The 20,355-nt window shown below is 44.9% G+C and carries 16 protein-coding genes; 10 read left to right on the forward strand and 6 right to left on the reverse strand.

What is annotated here, in order from left to right; all coding sequences use genetic code 11:
- Positions 1 to 74: 74 nt before the first annotated feature.
- Positions 75 to 1,184, reverse strand: coding sequence for a maltose/maltodextrin ABC transporter ATP-binding protein MalK (gene malK / locus JQC93_RS01810; RefSeq protein WP_084888548.1), 1,110 nt, complete (start codon positions 1,182 to 1,184; stop codon positions 75 to 77).
- Positions 1,185 to 1,802: 618 nt separating this feature from the next.
- On the opposite strand from malK, the gene malE reads away from it, so the two are divergent.
- From malE to JQC93_RS20355, 10 genes are all read left to right on the forward strand, one after another.
- Positions 1,803 to 2,984: a maltose/maltodextrin ABC transporter substrate-binding protein MalE gene (gene malE / locus JQC93_RS01815; RefSeq protein WP_205156755.1), complete on the forward strand. Its 1,182-nt coding sequence runs from the start codon at positions 1,803 to 1,805 to the stop codon at positions 2,982 to 2,984.
- A gap of 72 nt (positions 2,985 to 3,056) precedes the next feature.
- Positions 3,057 to 4,628 carry a maltose ABC transporter permease MalF gene (gene malF / locus JQC93_RS01820; protein WP_205156756.1) on the forward strand — a complete coding sequence of 524 codons (1,572 nt, stop codon included), beginning with the start codon at positions 3,057 to 3,059 and terminating at the stop codon, positions 4,626 to 4,628.
- Positions 4,629 to 4,640: 12 nt separating this feature from the next.
- Complete coding sequence (gene malG / locus JQC93_RS01825) at positions 4,641 to 5,531, forward strand: maltose ABC transporter permease MalG (protein WP_205156757.1); 891 nt, start codon at positions 4,641 to 4,643, stop codon at positions 5,529 to 5,531.
- 263 nt (positions 5,532 to 5,794) lie between these two features.
- Entirely contained in the window at positions 5,795 to 6,988 is a 1,194-nt protein-coding gene (locus tag JQC93_RS01830) for a sugar efflux transporter (protein ID WP_205156758.1), read from the forward strand.
- A gap of 153 nt (positions 6,989 to 7,141) precedes the next feature.
- Complete coding sequence (gene sbcD, locus JQC93_RS01835) at positions 7,142 to 8,416, forward strand: exonuclease subunit SbcD (RefSeq protein ID WP_205156759.1); 1,275 nt, start codon at positions 7,142 to 7,144, stop codon at positions 8,414 to 8,416.
- The gene (locus JQC93_RS20435) at positions 8,413 to 12,108 is read left to right on the forward strand and encodes an AAA family ATPase (protein ID WP_205156760.1); all 3,696 of its coding nucleotides are present in this window, start codon (positions 8,413 to 8,415) and stop codon (positions 12,106 to 12,108) included. The genes sbcD and JQC93_RS20435 overlap by 4 nt, the downstream gene beginning before the upstream one ends.
- Positions 12,109 to 12,279: 171 nt before the next feature.
- The gene (locus tag JQC93_RS01845; RefSeq protein WP_205156761.1) at positions 12,280 to 12,756 is read left to right on the forward strand and encodes a hypothetical protein; all 477 of its coding nucleotides are present in this window, start codon (positions 12,280 to 12,282) and stop codon (positions 12,754 to 12,756) included.
- A 146-nt stretch (positions 12,757 to 12,902) separates the two neighbouring features.
- Positions 12,903 to 14,198, forward strand: coding sequence for a peptidoglycan DD-metalloendopeptidase family protein (locus JQC93_RS01850; RefSeq protein WP_205156762.1), 1,296 nt, complete (start codon positions 12,903 to 12,905; stop codon positions 14,196 to 14,198).
- A gap of 11 nt (positions 14,199 to 14,209) precedes the next feature.
- Positions 14,210 to 14,560 carry a hypothetical protein gene (locus JQC93_RS01855; protein WP_205156763.1) on the forward strand — a complete coding sequence of 117 codons (351 nt, stop codon included), beginning with the start codon at positions 14,210 to 14,212 and terminating at the stop codon, positions 14,558 to 14,560.
- 311 nt (positions 14,561 to 14,871) lie between these two features.
- A complete protein-coding gene (locus JQC93_RS20355; protein ID WP_268980136.1) occupies positions 14,872 to 15,006 on the forward strand; it encodes a hypothetical protein in 135 nt (44 codons plus the stop codon).
- A gap of 69 nt (positions 15,007 to 15,075) precedes the next feature.
- Here the strand turns inward: JQC93_RS20355 and JQC93_RS01860 are convergent, their stop codons facing one another.
- The 5 genes from JQC93_RS01860 to JQC93_RS01880 all read right to left on the reverse strand — a co-directional run bounded on the left by JQC93_RS01860 (position 15,076) and on the right by JQC93_RS01880 (position 20,349).
- Positions 15,076 to 15,630 carry a TVP38/TMEM64 family protein gene (locus JQC93_RS01860; protein ID WP_205156764.1) on the reverse strand — a complete coding sequence of 185 codons (555 nt, stop codon included), beginning with the start codon at positions 15,628 to 15,630 and terminating at the stop codon, positions 15,076 to 15,078.
- Positions 15,627 to 16,115: a hypothetical protein gene (locus tag JQC93_RS01865; RefSeq protein WP_205156765.1), complete on the reverse strand. Its 489-nt coding sequence runs from the start codon at positions 16,113 to 16,115 to the stop codon at positions 15,627 to 15,629. Before JQC93_RS01865 ends, JQC93_RS01860 begins: the two co-directional genes overlap by 4 nt.
- Positions 16,116 to 16,229: 114 nt before the next feature.
- Positions 16,230 to 17,876 (reverse strand): VRR-NUC domain-containing protein, encoded by a 1,647-nt coding sequence (locus tag JQC93_RS01870; RefSeq protein WP_205156766.1) that lies wholly within the window; start codon positions 17,874 to 17,876, stop codon positions 16,230 to 16,232.
- Positions 17,877 to 18,058: 182 nt separating this feature from the next.
- On the reverse strand, positions 18,059 to 18,826 hold the full coding sequence (locus JQC93_RS01875; RefSeq protein ID WP_205156767.1) for a hypothetical protein: 768 nt from the start codon (positions 18,824 to 18,826) through the stop codon (positions 18,059 to 18,061).
- Between the two features lie 134 nt (positions 18,827 to 18,960).
- On the reverse strand, positions 18,961 to 20,349 hold the full coding sequence (locus JQC93_RS01880; protein WP_205156768.1) for an SLC13 family permease: 1,389 nt from the start codon (positions 20,347 to 20,349) through the stop codon (positions 18,961 to 18,963).
- Positions 20,350 to 20,355 lie beyond the last annotated feature (6 nt).

Consider the following 20,355-nt stretch of genomic DNA (forward strand, 5'->3'; position numbering starts at 1 on the left):
AGGTGCGAACACGCTCATAAAAAAACCTCCTAATTAGGAGGTTTTTTTTATTGCGTCTAAGAAAGAGGGCGGGGTTATACGCCCTTTTCTTTAAATAGACGACGACAAGCTTGGCCGTCAGCATGGAACAGGTGACAACGATCAGCGTTGATGCCAATCGAGTAGTGATCGCCAGGCTCCACATCAAGGGTATCTGGTTGACGGAAGATAACGTCTGCATCTGCGCCGTCTAGATTTAGATAAACCTGAGTTTCTTGTCCCAGTTTTTCAACAATCATTACTTCGCCTTGGATAGATGCGTCACCATCGTCTGCGGTGCGTAGGTGCTCAGGACGAATACCCAAAGACATACGGTCGCCCACGTTTACTGTGCTGCCTTCTACAGGGATCCAGAATGACGCGCCATTTGCTAGTTCAACTTTCACGCGCTCTGGCTCAGCTTCAAGGATGTGCACGCTCATGAAGTTCATTTTTGGTGAGCCAATGAAGCCCGCTACGAAACGGTTTTGTGGGTAGTGGTAAAGCTCAAGCGGCTTACCAACTTGAGAGACAAAGCCTGCATCAAGTACCACGATTTTATCCGCCATGGTCATGGCTTCTACCTGATCGTGCGTTACATAAATCATCGTACAACCCAGTTTGCGTTGTAGCTTAGTGATTTCGCTACGCATTTGTACACGCAGTGCCGCGTCCAAGTTAGAGAGAGGCTCATCTAGAAGGAATACGTTTGGTTGAGATACTAAAGTACGACCAATGGCAACACGCTGACGTTGACCACCAGATAATGCTTTTGGTTGACGATCCAATAGGTGAGTTAGCTGTAGGATGTCTGCAGCATGAGTAACACGCTTATCGATTTCACCTTTTTCAGCTTTTGCCAGCTTCATACCAAAAGACATGTTGTCGTAAAGGTTTAGGTGAGGGTATAGAGCGTATGATTGGAACACCATGCCTACGCCACGTTTTGAAGGTTCGGTATCGTTCATGCGTTCTTCACCAATGTAAAGATCACCTGATGTGATGTCTTCTAGGCCTGCGATACAACGCAATAGTGTAGATTTACCACAACCTGACGGCCCAACAAATACTACAAATTCACCTTCTTGGATCTCTAGGTCAACGTTCTTTGAGATCAGAACGTCACCATAGGCTTTACATACATTTTTTAACGTGACACTCGCCATTAAGCTTGTCCTCGAGTTTAATTTAAATTTATCGACCACTTATACTTGTATGAAGTTGTGCGCGATAAGTACTAGAAACTGTGTTAGAGCTAGCAAGAAAATTAGGGTGGTGCATAATGTAGCACACCACCCGCCATCAGCAATGGTGACTTGACTTCCCCCATTTGATATCCACCCCCAATACGAAACTGTCTATCAATCAAAATCAAGCACTGCGCAATGTAAAGCGATCGTAACCGGTGAGCTAACGAACGCTAAGGTTCTTACTATCCACTCTAGGATGAGCTTAGTTTTGATGATTTTGCTGCCCATGACATCCTCCCGGTTAAAAAAAGTTGGGGGGGGAGTAGAGGAGGAGGAGTATTAGAGCCCATTGAGCCGCAAAATCTGATCTTGCTCAACTTTGACCCCCAAAAAGTTGGGAGCAAAGTCACCCTACTGAAATTTCTGTGAGCAAGATCTCGAGCGCGATCGGACTAAGATCACGAAATTGTGTTAACCCCTTAGGGGCGTAGAGGGTAGGAGGATGATATATGCTCTAAAATCTCTGATGATAGACCCTGACTTCTGGCTATCTGTATAGAAAGCCCTACATCAAAATAACAAAGGATTATGAACATGAAAAAAGCCCTAAGTTCTGTGGCACTAGGTACCCTGGTTGCTCTAGGTTCATTTGGCGCAAACGCTGCGATCGAGGAAGGTCAACTTACCGTTTGGATTTTCCCTGATAAAGGTTACAACGGCCTAGCAGAAGTAGGTAAACAATTTGAAGAAGACACGGGTATTAAAGTAAGCGTTCAATACCCAGATGACATTCAAAACAAGTTTGCTCAAGTTGCTGCAACAGGTGACGGCCCAGACATTTTCATTGGTCCACACGATCGTATCGGCGCTTACGTTCAATCTGGTCTACTAGCTGAAGTTAACCCTTCTGCTGATGTAAAAGACGCAATGTTCGAATTCACATGGGATGCGGTAGATGTTAAAGGTAAATACTACGGTTACCCAATCTCTGTAGAAGCTATCTCGCTAATCTACAACAAAGCACTTGTTCCTAACCCACCAAAAACGTGGGAAGAGATCGAAGCACTAGATAAGAAACTTTCTGCTGAAGGCAAAAAAGCCATCATGTGGGATTTCAAAAACGCCTACTTCACTTGGCCTATGATGGCTGCTGACGGCGGTTACATCTACAAGCGTGGCGCAGCGGGTTACGACCTAAAAGACGCTGGTATCGATGAGAAAGGCGTTAACAACACTCTAACGTTCATGCGTGATCTAATGGACAAAGGTGTTATTTCTCCAGACATGAACTACGGTGTTATGGATGCTACGTTCGCGAAAGGCGAAACGGCAATGATCATCAACGGTCCTTGGGGCTGGGGTAACGCAGACAAAGCGGGTATCGATTACGGCGTAACGTACATTCCTAAGATCAACGGTCAAGATGCTAAGCCAATGGTTGGTGTACTTGCGGCGCAAATCAGCACTGCATCACCAAACAAAGACCTAGCGGTTGAGTTCCTAGAGAGCTACCTATTGACTGCTGAAGGTCTTGGTAAAGTGAATGCTGACGTTCCACTAGGCGCGGTAGCACACAAAGCATATCAAGCTGAGCTAGAAGGCGATGCACGCATTGCAGCAACAATGAACAGCGCATTGAATGGTGAGGCGATGCCTAACATTCCTGAAATGCCTAAGTTCTGGGACGCAGCGACTAAAGCACTAGAAAACATCGCTTCTGGTCGTCAAACAGTAGACGCAGCTCTTGCTGATGCTGATAAAGCAATGATTCGCTAATAATAAGTAAGTCTTTGATAGGGGCTAATTTGGCCCCTATTTGTTTTAAGTTAGGTAAGTTAAGGTTAAGTTATGCAGTCAGTTAGCGGCGCAAAAATGCCAAATAACGGCATGAAGCTCAATTACAAACAGTTTTTAAAGTGGTTTGTGTTGGGTTTGATTGGTCTTGTAAATGGGTACGCAGCTACCCTTATGTATATGAACGGCGAATTCCCGTTCGCTATGCTAACCGTCATTGTGACTTCCCTCGGTCTGTACTTCTTTGGAAGTAACAAGACCTATGCACACCGTTATATCTTCCCTGGTATTGCGGGCATGATTATATTCGTACTCTTTCCGCTTTTTTACACGGTTAACCTTGCGTTCACCAACTACAGCGGTAAGAACCAGCTCACCTTTGAACGTGCACAAGGCGTCTTTCTAGACCGTACGTACAAAAGTGGCGAAAACTACCCATTTAAGCTTCATGAAGCCGACAACGGCTACCAGCTTTCTCTAACGGTGGATGGCCAGCAATTAGTGACTCCAGTGATTGCACTGGATAATGACTCGGTTATTAACTTAGATTTGACTCCTGGTACTGCGCCAGGCGAAGCACTAAAAATAAAAGACATTATCGCTAAGAAAAACCAACTTGGTCAGATCGAACTGATGCTGCCAAACCAAGAAGAAGTTCGCATGAGCGGTCTTCGAAACTTTGGTGCTGTTGGACCGCTTTATACCAAACTTGATGAAGACGGTGAGTTACTGAAAAACAACCGTACTGGCGAGATCATTAAAGCCAACTTCGAAACTGGTTTCTACCAACAATATGATGAATCTACCCAGCAATTTGTGAGCGACGAAGGTCTTGCTCCTGGCTTTATTGTGGCCAACGGAATTGCAAACTTCGAGCGTATTATCGAAGACGAGGGTATCCAAGAACCTTTCCTAGAAATCTTTATTTGGACTATCTTCTTCGCAGTAGCGACTGTTGTTCTAACCCTCATTATCGGCTTGGTACTAGCGTGTATTGTTCAGTGGGAAGCGTTGCGAGGCCGTGCGGTCTATCGCGTACTATTGATTCTTCCTTACGCGGTACCATCATTTATCTCTATCCTAGTGTTCAAAGGTCTGTTTAATAACAGCTTTGGTGAGATAAACATGATTTTGGATGCCATTTTCGGCATCAAGCCAACTTGGTTTACTGATCCAACATTAGCTCGACTCATGGTCATCATTGTGAATATTTGGTTAGGTTTCCCTTATATGATGATTCTTGCTATGGGCCTCCTTAAAGCGATACCAGAAGATCTGTACGAAGCATCAGCCATTGATGGTGCAAACTTCATCCAGAACTTCAAGAACATTACATTGCCGCTGATCATGAAGCCAATGACTCCGCTGCTAATCGCAAGTTTCGCCTTTAACTTCAACAACTTCGTTATGATTTACCTGTTAACAGAAGGTGGACCAAACATGATTGGCGTGTCTGAGCCAGCGGGTTATACCGACTTACTCGTAAGCTACACCTACCGCATCGCGTTTGAGGGTAGTGGTACGCAAGACTTCGGTCTAGCCAGTGCAATCGCAACGCTTATTTTCCTACTGGTTGGTGGTCTAGCGCTACTTAACCTACGCTTCACCAAGCTTACGCAAGACTAAGGAGACATTCCCATGCCAATGGTACAAGGTAAAAATTTAAAATACCGTGTTTGGGCAACCCACATCGCAATGTGGAGTTTCCTAGCACTGATCATCTTCCCACTATTGATGATCGTCGCGATTTCATTCCGTACGGGTAACTTTGCGGTGGGCGATATCATTCCAAAGAACCCAACACTGGATCACTGGAGACTGGCACTTGGATTCTCTGTGACAAACTCTGATGGCAGCATTACGCCACCTCCATTCCCAGTATTAACTTGGTTATGGAACTCAGTGAAAATTGCCGGGATCACATCAGTCCTTATCGTTGCACTGTCGACTACTTCGGCTTATGCGTTTGCTCGTATGCGTTTTAAAGGCAAAGAAACGATTCTTAAGGGCATGATGATTTTCCAAATGTTCCCAGCGGTGCTGGCACTGGTTGCTCTCTACGCACTGTTTGATAAGTTGGGTCAATACATTCCATTCTTGGGGCTAAACACTCACGGCGGCTTGATATTCTCCTACTTAGGCGGTATCGCACTGCACGTATGGACGATAAAAGGGTACTTCGAGTCGATTGATAACTCGCTTGAAGAAGCCGCTGCTCTTGATGGGGCATCGCCTTGGCAAGCCTTCCGACTGGTATTGCTACCATTGTCTGTGCCAATTCTAGCGGTGGTATTTATCCTATCGTTTATCGGTGTGGTGACAGAAGTACCAGTAGCGTCTCTATTGTTGACTGATGTGAATAACTACACATTGGCAGTAGGTATGCAGCAGTACTTGAACCCTCAAAACTACCTATGGGGTGACTTTGCGGCGGCAGCGGTACTCTCTGCGCTTCCAATCACCATCGTATTCCTACTGGCACAACGCTGGTTGGTAGGTGGCCTGACAGCCGGTGGTGTGAAAGGTTAACTGACACCGAAACTTGTTAAGACTAAGATCGAAGGGCTAGCCCTTCGGTCTTTTTTTGTTTTTGGCACAGTAACATTGTTCAACCAACTTATGTCCCAAACTAGTCAGTGAATGGCCATGGTTTGTATTACTGTGGTTTAGGAGGCAAAACTAAATCAGACTTTTTATTGCGTAAAGTCAGGACAAAAATCGACCACTTCTGTATAGTCGCCACCTCGACCGTTCTTGGTCTCTGTTTTATCCTCCTTTCTTGGGATTGTCTTGTGAGTCGATTTTCGTTATCAGCATTGTCCGGCCAAACCGGGCGATTCTTTTTTATCAATGCCTTTGGAGCAATGGTATTTTGCTTTTTTTCGCCCCTGATCCCTACATTTATGGTGGAGGAGCTAGGTGTGGAGCCAATGTACATTGGCCTGTTTATGGTTGCGACAGCCATATCCGGCGTGCTTTATAGCCAGTTAGTAGGTCGACTTTCAGATAATGGGGTTAACGACAAACTCCTATACCAAATCTCCATGCTTGGTTCGTTGTTGTTCGCCGTATCGCTAATGGTATTAGATGGCTTTTGGCAGTTACTTATTGCCGGGGTCGTGCTACTAAGTATTGCGAGAACGTCGATGAGTCAGTCGATGACGATGATCCGAAAGTATGCGGAGCGCAGCAAACTCAACACCACCACATTGAATGCACAGATGCGTTCGTCAATCTCTGGCGTTTGGATTATTGGTCCTCCGATTGCCTTTGGACTTGCAGGTGCATTTGGTTTTCGAGCCAGCTTTCTAGCCGCTGCTGTACTGGCAGTAGTGGTGATGTTAGTTGCACACTACAATTTACCAGAGACCACTTCCAGCAAGAAAACTAAGCAACAGCGACAAGACTCAGAACCTATCCCGATGCTGTTTTGGCTTCTGGGTGCGATCACCTTCTTTGCGTTTGCTGCTCACTCGATCTACTTCACTGCCATCCCGCTGTACTTGGTTCAGGAAATGGGTGCAGAAGTGAGCGTTTCCGGGTTGTTGCTCGGTCTTACCGCAGGTTTAGAGATTCCATTTATGCTTTTAGCAGCGCGCTACTGTGCTCGGTTTGGTGTGTCAAGATTGCTCCGTTGGAGCTTTGTTTCTGGTTTTATTTTCTATGCAAGTCTCCAATGGGTCGAAAGCATTCCAAGTATCTTTATGCTGACTATTTTTAATGGGATATTTTTTGGGGTGTTTGCTGGGTTATCAATCAGTTTATTCCAAGATGCGCTACCTGATAGACCTGGGGTCGCATCAGCGTTTTACAGCAACTCGATGACCATTGCCTCTATGGCTGGTGGCAGTATTGCCGGATTGCTTGCGCAATGGGTCGACTTTAAGTTTGCCCTTTTGGGGAGTGTGGTCAGTATAGTACTGGCGTTCATTGGCCTCATAATCTACGAAGCTATCCAAGCAAAATCGGCAGAAACTAAGAGTTAATATTACCCCGCACAAGTGCCTAGCTAACAACCCATCATTAGGATAGTTGGCATTAATGCTTAAGTGTGCCGTATTGCTCTAGCATGCCGTATCGCCTTGAGTCTTTTTTTGGTAACGTACCACCAAGAAAAATTCATAGGTTATTATACCGTTATGCGACTATTGCACACATCCGACTGGCACCTTGGTCAGCATTTTTTCACACAATCGCGTCTTAAAGAGCACCAGCTTTTTATCGATTGGTTGTGTGACACAGTCGTCAGCCAGAGCGTTGACGCAATTATTGTGGCCGGCGATGTGTTTGATACAGGTTCTCCACCCAGTTACGCACGTGAACTGTACAATCAATTTGTGGTGCGTATGCACAAGCTTGATTGCCAAGTAGTGATACTCGCGGGGAATCATGATTCGGTAGCCGTATTGCAAGAGAGTCAGCAACTACTGGCGTATCTTAATACTTCAGTGATCACCAACGCCAGTGATGACTATGACCAGCAATTGGTAGAGCTTCGGGATAACAACGGAGAGCTTGGCGCCGTAGTGTGCGCAGTGCCTTTTTTACGCCCAAGGGACGTGATATCGCAAAACCAAGGTATCAGCGCCCAACAGCGTCAGCTAGACCTATCTCAGGCGATTTCAGCGCATTACTTATCTCTTTATCAGCATGCTGCAGAGCGTCGAGACAAACATAACCCTAGCGCGCCAATCATTGGGACGGGACATCTAACCACTCTTGGGGTGTCACAGTCTGAATCAGTTCGAGACATATATATCGGCACGTTAGAGGGGTTTGCGTCGACCGAGTTTCCCCCGTTCGATTATTTAGCACTTGGCCATATACATCGACCTCAGCGAGTCTCCAAAAACAGTAACTTCCGATACTCAGGATCGCCGATCCCGCTCAGTTTTGATGAAGCAACAACGCAGAAGTCGGTAGTGATAATTGATTGCAATGAACAGTGCCAGACAACCTTGCATGACATACCCGTATTTCGACCATTAATATCTTTATCTGGTGACTTAACCGAGATTGAATCAAGTATTAATGCGCTTGAAGACAGCACGTTAACAACTTGGTTAAGTATCAGTGTTAGTTCAGTTGAACAATACTCGGATCTACAAGCAAAGATTTACGCTATGTTAGAGCCTCTAAATGCCGATGTGTTACGAATTCAACGGCAGATTAGTTCTTCTACAGCGGATAGCGAAGTGATTGAACACTCTCTTGACGAACTGCTGCCTTTAGATGTCTTTGAACGTAAGTTAAATCAGCAACTAGCCGATGACATGACAGATGTGCACAAGCAACGCATCGAACGAGTTACCAAGCAGTTTAATGACATTCTTAATCAGGTAGAAACCTCTCAACAAGATGACCCCACTTCAAATATTGCTGCAGATGCACCTAAGCAAGGAACGAATAAGTGAAAATATTAAGCGTTCAATTTAGCAACATTAACTCGCTCAAAGGTGAGTGGAAAATAGACTTCACTAAACCGCCTTTTAGCGAAAACGCACTGTTTGCAATCACTGGACCGACTGGCGCCGGTAAAACCACCATATTAGACGCTATCTGTTTGGCGCTTTACCACAAAACTCCGCGCATCAAGGTGGTGTCCAGCAGCACAAATGAGCTAATGACTCACGGTACAGGCGAATGCAGTGCAGAAGTGGTGTTTTCGGTGAAGTCTGTCGAGTATATCGCCAGTTGGTCGATGAAGCGTGCGCGAGGAAAAGCGGATGGAAAGCTGCAAAGTGCGTTAGTCAGCCTAGCAAAACGCCAAGGCGGCAAAATTATCGCGTCACAAATCAAGCCTAAATTGGACGCTATTGAATCGTTAACAGGTTTAGATTTTGAGCGCTTTACCAAATCGATGTTGCTGTCTCAGGGAGACTTTGCAGCGTTTCTAAATGCAGAAGAGGGTGAGCGGGCAGAGCTTCTTGAAGAGCTTACCGGTACAGAAATTTACGGTTTGATTTCTCAGCAAGTTCATCAGCATTTTACCGAAGCAAAGCAAAACAAAGAACTGTTGAGTGCTCGCTCGCAGGGTATTGAGTTATTGTCGGAAGATGAAAAAAGTGCCTTCGCACAGTCATTGAGTCAAAATGAAGTCCGTATTGGTGACCTTAAAAAAGAACTCGTTACCCATTCCTCAAACTTAAGTTGGTGGCAAAACTATAATGCGACTGCTGAACGGCTAGCTCTCACAGCAAGCGCTAAGTTAAAGGCGCAAAGCGAGTTAGACGCGTGTGATGCGGTAAAACAGCAATTGATCGACGTTGAGCTGGCTAAAGATATGGAACCTCTATACGAGGAGTATCAGCGATTATGCAATGAGCGTGAGCAAGTTGCTCAAAACGAACGTACAGTGTTGTCGTCGCTAACGGCGAGTGAGCAGTTGCTGCCGAAGGTTGAAAAGGACGCAGCTGTGGCAACACAGGCTGTGGAAAATGATCGTCAGCAGCTGGAGCATTTTGAGGCTCACATTGTCAGTCAAATTGCTCCTCTAGATAAACAGATCGATATAGAAAGCCAGCAACTACAGCAACTTAGAGCCAAACACGACGCGCTTAGTAAGCAGCATATTCCTTTGCAGCAAGAGATTAAATTACTTACAGAGAAACAACAGGGGTTTGAGCTGGATATTGAACGCGTGCAGGCTTACCAAACACGGTTCAGCTTGGACGATCAGCTCGAGCAAAATTTGCCCCTATGGCAACACAAAATGGCGCAATTGCAGCAAGAGCAATCCCAGGTAAGAGAGCAGGAAGCCGCCTTAGCAGCAGACTGTAAGCTGATTGAGCAGGCCATACAACGCCGGGCTTCACTCGTTTCAATGAGGCAGGCGCAATTTGTTGAACTTGAACCTTCGCAGAAAAAACTGACTGATCTTAAGCATCAAATAGAAGATGGATTAGCTTCTTTTAAGGGAGACATAAAAGAGCTACATGCCGCTACTGAGAATGCACGGATTCAACAACAGATGGCTGACGAACTGCTGCGTACTCATAACACAGCTTTAGACTTAGAAGGGCAATTGGCACAATCTAAGCGAAGCGTTGGCGAAGACCGTGAGCTAGAGGCGCAGTGCCTAAAGAGTATTGCCACGCTTAAAGCAGACTATCGAGAATGCGATACTCAAGTGAAGTGGTTGGAAAAGTTGGTCAGTCAAGCTGATACTATTGCAATGCTTAGAACTGAGTTGAAAGACGATCAGCCTTGTGTTGTGTGTGGATCTCGCAAGCATCTAGCCATTGAGGACACATTGACAGAGTTGTCTGATGAAAAGCAGCAACTTCAGCAAAAAGCGGCGCAGCTAAAAGCCATCACAGAACAAGGTCAAGCTCAAAGAGAGCAACAAGCGGTACTTAAGCAAAAAATAGAACATCAGCAGCACCTTATTTCAAGTCTTCAGCCCGAATACAACGTCGCACGCGAAAAATGGACTGCACAACACAATGCTCTTGTAGAGACTGGGTTCAACTTAGTTCTAGACTTCGAACAGATCCAGACTTCCCGCGACGCCGCAGAGCATTGCGGTGAGCAGTTTGAGCAAACCAATGCAATGGCATTATTGATTCAGTCGTTAATGCATGAGTCCAGTCGCATGGATGCGTTTATTCAGCAAGCTAACACGGCTATTCAAGGACTCGATAACGATATTCGAGCGATTGAGTCGGAGCTTAAATCCAGCCAAGAGCGAGAGCAGCATACTCGCGATCAGTTGACTAAGACTAAGCAGTCTTGGCAGGGTGCTATAGAAGACCTCAAGGCGTCAATTCATCGCTTCGTAGAGGTTGATGCTGCAGGTGATACTTCAGAGCTTGAGCGCGGGCTAAAGGCGTTACGCGATCGATTAGCAACATGGAAAAAACATGATTCGGACCTGCTAAATGCAAAGAATGCACGTATAGAAATCACTCAAGCACTTGCGCAAAAAAACACTATCAATGCTCAGTGGACGACTGATCTCAATGAGATGCACACCGAGCTTACCGCCAAACAACAGCAATTAAACGAGTTGCAAGAAAAGCGATTCTCAATCCTTGGTCGTAAAACCGTTGATGAATCGCGAGCAGAATACAAACAAAAATTAGTTATCAATGAACGTGAGCAACAGGGCGCAAGTGCGAAACTGCGCGAATGTGAAACCAGCATTACCCAGCTTAAGACCGAACTAAACTCGGTCAAAGCACATCTCCAAAAACTGACCCTTTTGCAGCAGCAAGCAAACCAACAATGGTTAAATACTGTCGAAGAATCTTTATTTGATAATGAAGAAGCCTTTAAGCAAGCGATCCAATTGCATGCCAATGCCCCAACGTGGAAGAAACAGATTGCTCTAGCTGAGCAGGCATTACAGCATGCGCTCGGAGAATGGAGCGCCATAGATAAACAGCAGCAAGAGATTTTAAACAAGAAACCTAGCGAACTTCCTGATGAGGAGAGCTGTAAACTGGCCGTCTCGACAAGTGAAGAAGCGATCCAGCAGATCCAACAACAGAACGGTGAAATTAACAGCCGTATCGATATCGATCACCAGAATCAGTCCAAAGCCGCAGAGCTTATAGAAGAGATGAAGGCATTTGATGTCTATTACGATGATATCGCTTACTTACATGGACTTATCGGCTCCAGTAGCGGCGATAAGTTTAGAAAATTTGCTCAGAGTCTAACTTTGGACAATCTGGTTTATTTGGCCAATAAGCGTTTAGCGCAATTGCATGGACGCTATCGTCTCAAGCGTAATCAGAACACCGATCTACAGTTTAACGTTATTGATAGTTGGCAAGCCGATGTGGAGCGAGATACCAAAACACTATCTGGCGGGGAGAGCTTTTTAGTCAGTCTTGCTTTGGCATTAGCCTTGTCGGATCTGGTGAGTCACAAAACCTCTATCGACTCACTGTTCTTAGATGAAGGCTTTGGCACATTAGACAGTGAAACCTTGGATATTGCGCTTGATGCCTTAGACAACTTGCAAACCAGTGGCAAAATGATTGGTGTGATCAGCCATATTGATGCCTTGAAAGAGAGGATCCCAACACAACTAGTGGTGAGCAAAAAAAGCGGCTTAGGCGTCAGTGTGCTGGCAGACCCATATCGTGTTACCAGCTAGACTTAAGGGTTGACGAAGTGGTTTTGTACGAGGGTAACGATGACAGCTTTTAGAAGGATTACAATGTTGGCCCTCGCGGTTTTTTTGAGTTTGCACACGAGCATTGTGGCTGCCGAAAACCAGCCTGTTTCACCGACTGTAAAGTGGGTTAATCAGACCGACAGAGCTAGTATGTCGTGCAGTTTGGACGCAATGCAGGTCGACTTATTGGTTCCTGAGACCGATGTGGTGCTCACGATAGAGTTTGAGCCTGGAACAACTCACTTCCCTTATGAGGATGAGTGGGTTAGGGGCAATGTTTCGGTTCACTCTAAAGACTGTGTCATGCTCTATACAGATTCAAACCACTCTGTCGCTATTTTTCCTTTTATAGTCACCACCCAAGGCAGTGGCGTTTTCCATTACTTAGCATTTGGGGCAACCCAACAACAGCCACTAGAGGGGCAATGGTTGGGTGATCGTATCGAAATAAACCAAATCACATTGCAAGAATCTCCATTAATCGGATTTACGGCGACCGTTTTGCTCCTTGATCGTGCTGAAGAGCAGTCATTCTCGGAGCCAGTAACGTTGCCTAAAGAAAAAGTCTTTTCCTTTAACTCTCAAGAGATTGCGAAATCACAATTGCAGCCTGGCTCAAATAATTGAATCGCCAACTTTGATCGAACAAAAAGTTACAATAAATAGGTAATGAAAATTAATGCTTTTTTATGTATATTTTTGTCCCATTGGATTCTGCAGCTTCGTTTTAGGTTCGACTTATTTTGGCTCGTTTGTTTAAAAATACATTGGTAATGACCGCAACTCTTGGTCTGATTACTTCCGCACTTGTTTGGGCTAGTGACGCCAATAACAGAAAACAGGTAGAGCTGGATCTTGAAGACCAGATCACCCCACGCTTTACTCGTCTTAACGCAGAGCCTGACGTTGAGGTGTCGAAGTCGACCGAGCAATCTGACACATCACCCTTCTCCCCGCCAAGTTTTGAAACCACCATTCAAAAAGGGGATACCTTAAGCACCATTTTTGACAAATTTGACATCGGCTACTCTCAATTGCTTTCGGTTATGGAAGCGGATCTCAATGTATTGGCACTGGATACCTTAAAGCCTGGCGATACACTTCGTTTCTGGATTGATGAAGGAAACGGTTTACTCAATCAGATGGAAATTGAGTTTTCGCTGGCGCATAAAGTGAGGTATGAGCGAGACGGTGACAATGGGTTTGGCTATCAGGATATTCAGGTCAAAGGTGATTGGAAGCAGCAGGTCATTAAGGGAGAGGTGCATGGCAGCTTTTCTTTATCGGCTAACAATGCAGGCTTAGGCAGCTATCAAATCGCTCAAATCGCAGACTTGCTTGGAGATAAGATTAATTTTGCTCGCGATCTACAAGCCGGGGATGAGTTTGGCGTGATCCAGCGAGTTCAGTCCATTGATGGAAAACTCACTGGAAACAAGGAAATTGAAGCAATTGTAATTAACAGCCGTCGAAATAAAATCAGTGCGTACCTGCATGACGATGGTCAATATTACGATGCCAATGGCGAAAGTTTACAGCGTGCCTTTATTCGTAATCCAGTCAACGGTTATCGAATTACCTCGGGTTTCAACCCTAATCGTAAGCACCCAGTAACGGGCAAAGTGACGCCTCATAATGGTACCGACTTTGGTACCCCAAATGGTACGCCAATAAACTCGACAGGCGATGGTACAGTTGTCATGGTGCGCGACCATCCCTATGCGGGCAAATACATTGTGATTGACCATGGGTCCAACTACAAAACCCGTTATTTACACCTTAGCAGAATCCTAGTAAGAACTGGTCAAAAAGTCTCGCGAGGCCAACGAATCGGGCTAAGTGGCCAAACTGGTCGTGTGACGGGTCCACATTTACACTTTGAATTGCTGGTTAATAATCGCCCTGTTAATGCAATGCGAGCAAACATCCCGATGGCGGATGGTATTGAAGGCGACCAGATCAAACAATTTATCGCCAAGCGTAATGAGTTGGATATTATGCTTAAACAATTGCCAACACTTGCTCAAAGCGAAGGAAAAGAGGACAATCTCGCTTCACCATCGAGTTAGAGGAAATAGATGTGCAACACGCCGAATTTGAAGCGATTATAAAGCAAGCCATTCAAACCAAAGGATTAGCGCCAGCGCTTGAGTTTTTCGCTCAGAGTGAGCATGAAGAAATCAGCGATGCCGCCCAATCTCTAAAAGGCCAGTTTAGCGCTGCCGAATTGGATGGGCAGCTGCGCATTTACCATGTGACCGAGCAGACAGACGACGAAGGCAATAGCGAGCAATTTCTTGAGCATGTCATGAACGAAGGTGATGATGTAATCCAGTTTGTCGCGTGGTTTTTTGAATCTCAATTCGAATATAGTGCGAAAGAGATCTATCAGATTGCTGGGAAAACCTATCGCCAGCCTAAACGTAGCTGATAATCACCTCATTCCTATTATTAATGAAGAGCACATCGTGCTCTTTTTTTATGCGTGGTAGATAGTGTTCACCTAGGCAATACTAACGGGCAAGGTGATCGTAAAAAATGTAGTACATTGCCAATTTCACCGGATAATTGTGTAATTTAATTACGAAAATGGTTTATGGTTACAAAAAAATCGACCTAAATCACACATAATTAGGCAAAATGCAAAATAAATGTGATCTATATCTTGATTTTTGTTTGGTTGTTATGTAAATTTACAACATAGCCGATGAGCAAGATGAAAAGAAGATTAGGAGAAGCATTATGAGTTACGAATTTGGTGTAGCACTATTAGGTCAAGCTGTAGCAGCACGCGTTCAAGAAGATTACATGAACTACAAGAAGCCTGCACGTAAACCCTCTCTACTGAAAAAGCTTAAAAAGCGCATCAGTAAGTAAGAGAAAAAAAGAATACTAAAAAGCCAACCTTCGGGTTGGCTTTTTGCGTTTTGGCATGGTTGATTAGGCTTACAAGGTGAAGGTGACAAACCAGTCGGTGACATAAATAATGCCAGCAATAAGCAAACCTTCACCCAACCCAGCGGCAAAAACAATGTGCTTGCGTTTTATTCCCGAGATCCGAGATAAATACACGATCAGTTCGGTAAACACAAAAGGGAAGAATGCCCAACCAGCAATGGCTGGTACACCTAATCGTTGTATCCAACGTTGTGCTTTATCAACGGATTTTTGAGGCAGTTTCTCGATCCGCTTGTTCATATCAAAATGATCCACAGCCAAACACACTAAGTAGCAAGAGCAGCATGAGGCTAACAACGTTACGCCAAACATCATAAGTGGTGGCAGCGAACTCGCCATGACTATGATGATTGGTAGAGTGGGAATGAACAACAGCCCTCTAACGCTAATAAGAAGTATATAGGCTGCGATAAGCGGATAGAAATTCTCGTCGACCAACGCTTGCATTTCGTCGAGTGAATAATTGGAGATGATGTTTTGTGTAGTGGTAATGGCGCTGATTGCAATGACCAGCCAAACAAACTTGATCAGTTTACTTTTCAACTTCTTTTCTCCAGAAGAAGTTTACACTCTTGCTTACTTTTATCCTTACAGATGTGTTTCTTTCGGCATTCATTCGCTTGTACCACCCAAGCAATATTGTATAAACGGTGCTTTCCTATAAAGGTGTATTGGCACACCTCTGGGTGGTCAAGTGCGACAAACATCCGCGCAAAAAAAGTATCGCGCTGTCGAGTATGATCAAACTTTTCTGATAGTTGATTAAACAACAGATGGTCGTCGTTGTTGGGATTGGATAATTCGAAATGTTCAACCAGTTGCTGTCGGTTGCTGACATCGTAGATGGTGAATTTTTGCTCTGACAGTAAATCTAAAGTTATGTTTAAGCCAAACTTGAACGCACTAGGGATAAACGCGACCGCTACAACGGTTAATCCGACAGAAATTGCGAGTCCAATCAATGCCTTTAGCAATACTCTTGCCCAACGCAATACATTATTGTTGGGTGTTTGGGTGGTTGATTTCATGTTCCATCTCTTTGTGTAGCGTATCAAAATCCGTGCTTAATCAGTATGATAGATAGGGCGTTTAGTTACAATATTGTTTTACTTTTATCATGAACATCTTTGGCTAGACTCATACTATTGATGATTGACATAGCAGACTCTAATCGGTAACTGTAACGCTTGAAAATGCTTTATCCACCGCCACTGGTTATCTTGCAGTTTATCTCCAGGCCCCTTCACTTCTATCCAAAATGTTTGACCATCTCTAAAGGCAACTAAATCTGGCATGCCTGCGCGGTAAGCTTTTCGATCACTCAAAATGATGTCCGTGAGTTGAAGGAGAGTATCAGGCGGTAAGCATTGCTCTGCTTGAGACAGTAACTCTCGATTGAACAAAGACCAGTACACAAAGGGATTCAATATATCCTGTTTTCTTTTCAGCGTGTCCGATAGGGATCGATAACCATGTTGTTCAAACTGTACTCTACAGCGATTTAGCTCTACCTGCCTTAGTTGAGCAAACCTTGATGAGTAAAGGTTTTTAGGTTGTGCTTGGTATGGATTGATGAACGCACCGTCCACAGCTGCAAATATAGCGTCCCAATACAGTAAACCAAATAATCCGCACAAGAATGCATTCTCGACGTAATACACCTCAAAGCCCTGCGCTCGATAGTAGTCTGCAGCGGCGAGCTCCACTCTTTGTATCGAGAGATCTAGCTGAATGAAATCTTCATCTACCCTAGGCTTTGAAGTGCGTGGCACTTTTTCACCTTGAGCTCTCAACCGCTTTGTGAGTAAGCGCTGCGCAACTTCTTGTTCCTCAATACTAAGAGGACGTTCGAGCATTTCATCAATAATCGATGAGGCCTCATTAATACGTTGTTGCTGCAGTAATATACGTGCACGGCGCTCACGTGATGGTGGAAGCTCGGTACCATTAAACAGTTCTAACGCTTTGTCGAGCATACCTAACCGTTCGAAGTCACGAGCAATAAGGTTAACCAAACTTTGTCTTTTTGTATGGGTGTATGAATGTGCAGACGGATCTGCGTACTGTTTACGATCGTGGTCTATAAGCGAGTACCAGTGCTCTAACGCACTGATCTTGTCATCTTTAGGCAACGAGCGATATCGATCGTAGTAATCGTCGGACAGTTGAGAAAATAGTCGAAGACTTTCTAACTGCTGCCGATGCTGATAAAAGCGGTTATGCTCGTCCAGCGCATAGTTTTCAAACTTGTGTACCCCAAGATCTTCGAGAATAAACTGGCTCTGGTCTTGATGATAGTTAGCGAAAAACAGCAGTAGGAGGGTGTCAAGTATCGCGTTGTCTAGTAATTGGACGATGGTAAAAGAACAGTGATGAACCTGCGCAGCCTGTGACAACTCTTCGATAAGCTGCGGTTTCTTTAACTGCTTATTCGAGACAGGAAACCGTTGAATAATTTCATTCTTGGTTAATAGTTGTGTGCCTAACTCCGCAGCACTCAGTGGAGGATTGAGATGCACTATCTCTGCATCTTGCAGCTCTGTGAGCGTTCCTTCAATATCGGGGATTTCTTGATAACTCAGCTTATCACTTCGAAACCATACTCCTTTACGAGTTAGCAGTCTGACAGTCAATCGTTGGCCTTGCACAGACAAAGAGGCAAAAGTTGCTAGCCAACAAGATTCTTGTTCCGTTATCAGCGAGGAATAATTCTTTTGGGCGTGATCCACTAAACGTCGAAAATTTTCTAAATAGTACCCAACGGGTAATTCAATTTTTTCTGACGCCATGTCTGTTACTCCTTACAGTTAACAAGTTAATTTTATGGAGTAAATAGGATTTAGTCGACTTTATAATCTATTCCCTTTGAGGTTAGATGATAAAAGCGCGTTGGTATAAACTTGAACCCAAAAAAACAGGAGCACTGTGGCTCCTGTTGTTCTATGCGAAAGGCGTGCTTAAATCGGCCTTCTTAAAATTGGTAGTTAACTTCGACTCGATGATCACCATCGGCAAAGTTTGAGTCTTGGTTCCAGTTGGCGAAATAACGAATGTTGGTTCGGCCATTAATTTGGTAGCTCGCAGAGACTTCATGCAGAAGCTCATTGTCAAAAATATCCTTATGGATATCTGAACCAGAAATGCTATCCATGAACATTGGGTTATAGTTTAGCCAGATTTTGTCAGTCACATCGATCTTGCTGTACATACCTACCACGTAAAACGTACCGTGTAGATCCCAGCGATCGAGTGCTTGTGCATCATCGCGAGTAGTGTCAAACGTCTCACCAAATGCAACACCAGCACCAGCAAGAGGATACAGCATTACTGGTCCCATCTTAGGCAATGCCTGAATGAAACTGTAAGAAGCACTGCCTTGCGCACCATTACCATCGGTAAATGCTAAGTTTACATCGACTTGCGAGCCGCGGCCGTTGGTGAGATCTACGCCAAAATTACGGTATCTAAGTGAATCGATGCTGTTATCAGCAGTATCGGCCCAGCCTAACGCTTCACCCGCAAAGCCTTTAATTTCAAACACGTTCATGCCCAGAGTGGTGTCGCTGCCGGTATCATATGTCTGGCCTACTTTAATGTTCAAGCCTTTATCGGTATAGCCGGCACCAGCCTGTGTATAAACCGCTAATGGGTCAGACATGTCTTGAAGTTCTTGCTCGTTGTCGGTTTCAGCGATTGCAGGTAAAGCAAGCGGAAGAAGGAATAATAGTGATTTTTTCATGGATTTAGGAACTGATCGGGAACAGGAACGCCATTTTATTCTGGCCCCCGACAAATACATGTAATATCGCTTATTCGAAAATAGGTATTTACAAGTGGTAATAACTTAGCTAATGCCAGCACCAGCGGGGGTCGCTACAACCAAATACTCACCAGAAAGGTCAGTATGACAATGCAGGATAGGTTCAGCACCAAACCGATACGCATCATCTCTTTTTGTTGTATATGACCAGATCCAAAAACAATTGCGTTGGGTGGCGTCGCGACGGGCAACATAAACGCGCATGATGCGGACACTGCAATGAGTACCGACACAATTATAGGCGATAGCCCAAACGCTTCAGCGACACCAGCAAACACTGGGATCAATAGTGCGGCACTGGCGGTATTGCTAGCAAATTCGGTCAAAAACACCACGAACATAGCCAGCATGCCGATGATCAAAACCGTGTGCCAATCTTGGATCAATAGGCTGAGTGTGGTTGCCAAATAGAGACTGGCTCCGGTGGCTTTAAGGATGTTACTTAAACAAATACCACCGCCAAACAGCAACAACACTCCCCAATCTGCGGTTCGTTCAATATCATTCCAATGAACGACCTTCGCCAGTCCAAGCGCAACGATTGCTGTAATTGCAACCAAGGTATCAAACTTGGCGGTTCCACCAAATAACGTACTAAGAGGTTTGCTAAAAATCCACGCACCCACGGTTAGCGCAAAGATCCCTAAGACTAACTTTTGATTCTTGTTTAACTTGATGTCTGTAGTGGCAAAATCAAGTTCACCGCTAAGATCTGGTTTTAAGACTGTATAGAGTATTGCGATAGCGATTGGCAGCAAAACGACCACCGCTGGAACGCCAAAAGACATCCATTGGGTAAAGGTTAGGCCCATCTCTGAGGCGGCGATAGCATTAGGTGGGCTACCTATAATTGTAGCGATACCTCCAATACTCGCGCTGTAGGCAATGCCTAATAAAACAAACACATAGCCACTATGTTGCTTGTTGGCGTCAAGTTTGGTCAAAATACCTAACACTAGCGGTAGCATCATAGCCGTAGTTGCGGTGTTGCTGATCCACATCGATAACAATGCGGTCGTCCCAAATAGTAACAGAACTGCATTAAGCAGTTTTCCGCGCGCCAGCACCAGAACTTGGTCTGCAATAATTTTATCCAACCCCTGCCGGTGTAATGCCGCTGCTAGCGCGAAGCCGCCCAAGAAGAGAAATATTATCGAATTGGAAAAGCTGTGTAGTGCATTTTGGAGATCAAATACCCCAAATACTACCGCTAGTATCGGCACTAACAATGCGGTGACCGTGACATGCAATGCTTCGGTGAGCCACAAAATGGCGATAAACACCAGTATCGCCAGACCTACAGTGACGTCATGCTCTAATGGTAGATAGGTATAAAGTAGCGCGAATATTATAACGTCGAGGATAAATATTACGCTGCTACGGTGGTGTTCGAACCAGGGGTGGTTGTCGATGGATAAACTGGCGTGATGCGGTGTAGACATGGTTAG

This window comes from Vibrio ulleungensis, from assembly GCF_016900875.1.
In the GTDB taxonomy this organism is placed as follows: domain Bacteria; phylum Pseudomonadota; class Gammaproteobacteria; order Enterobacterales; family Vibrionaceae; genus Vibrio; species Vibrio ulleungensis.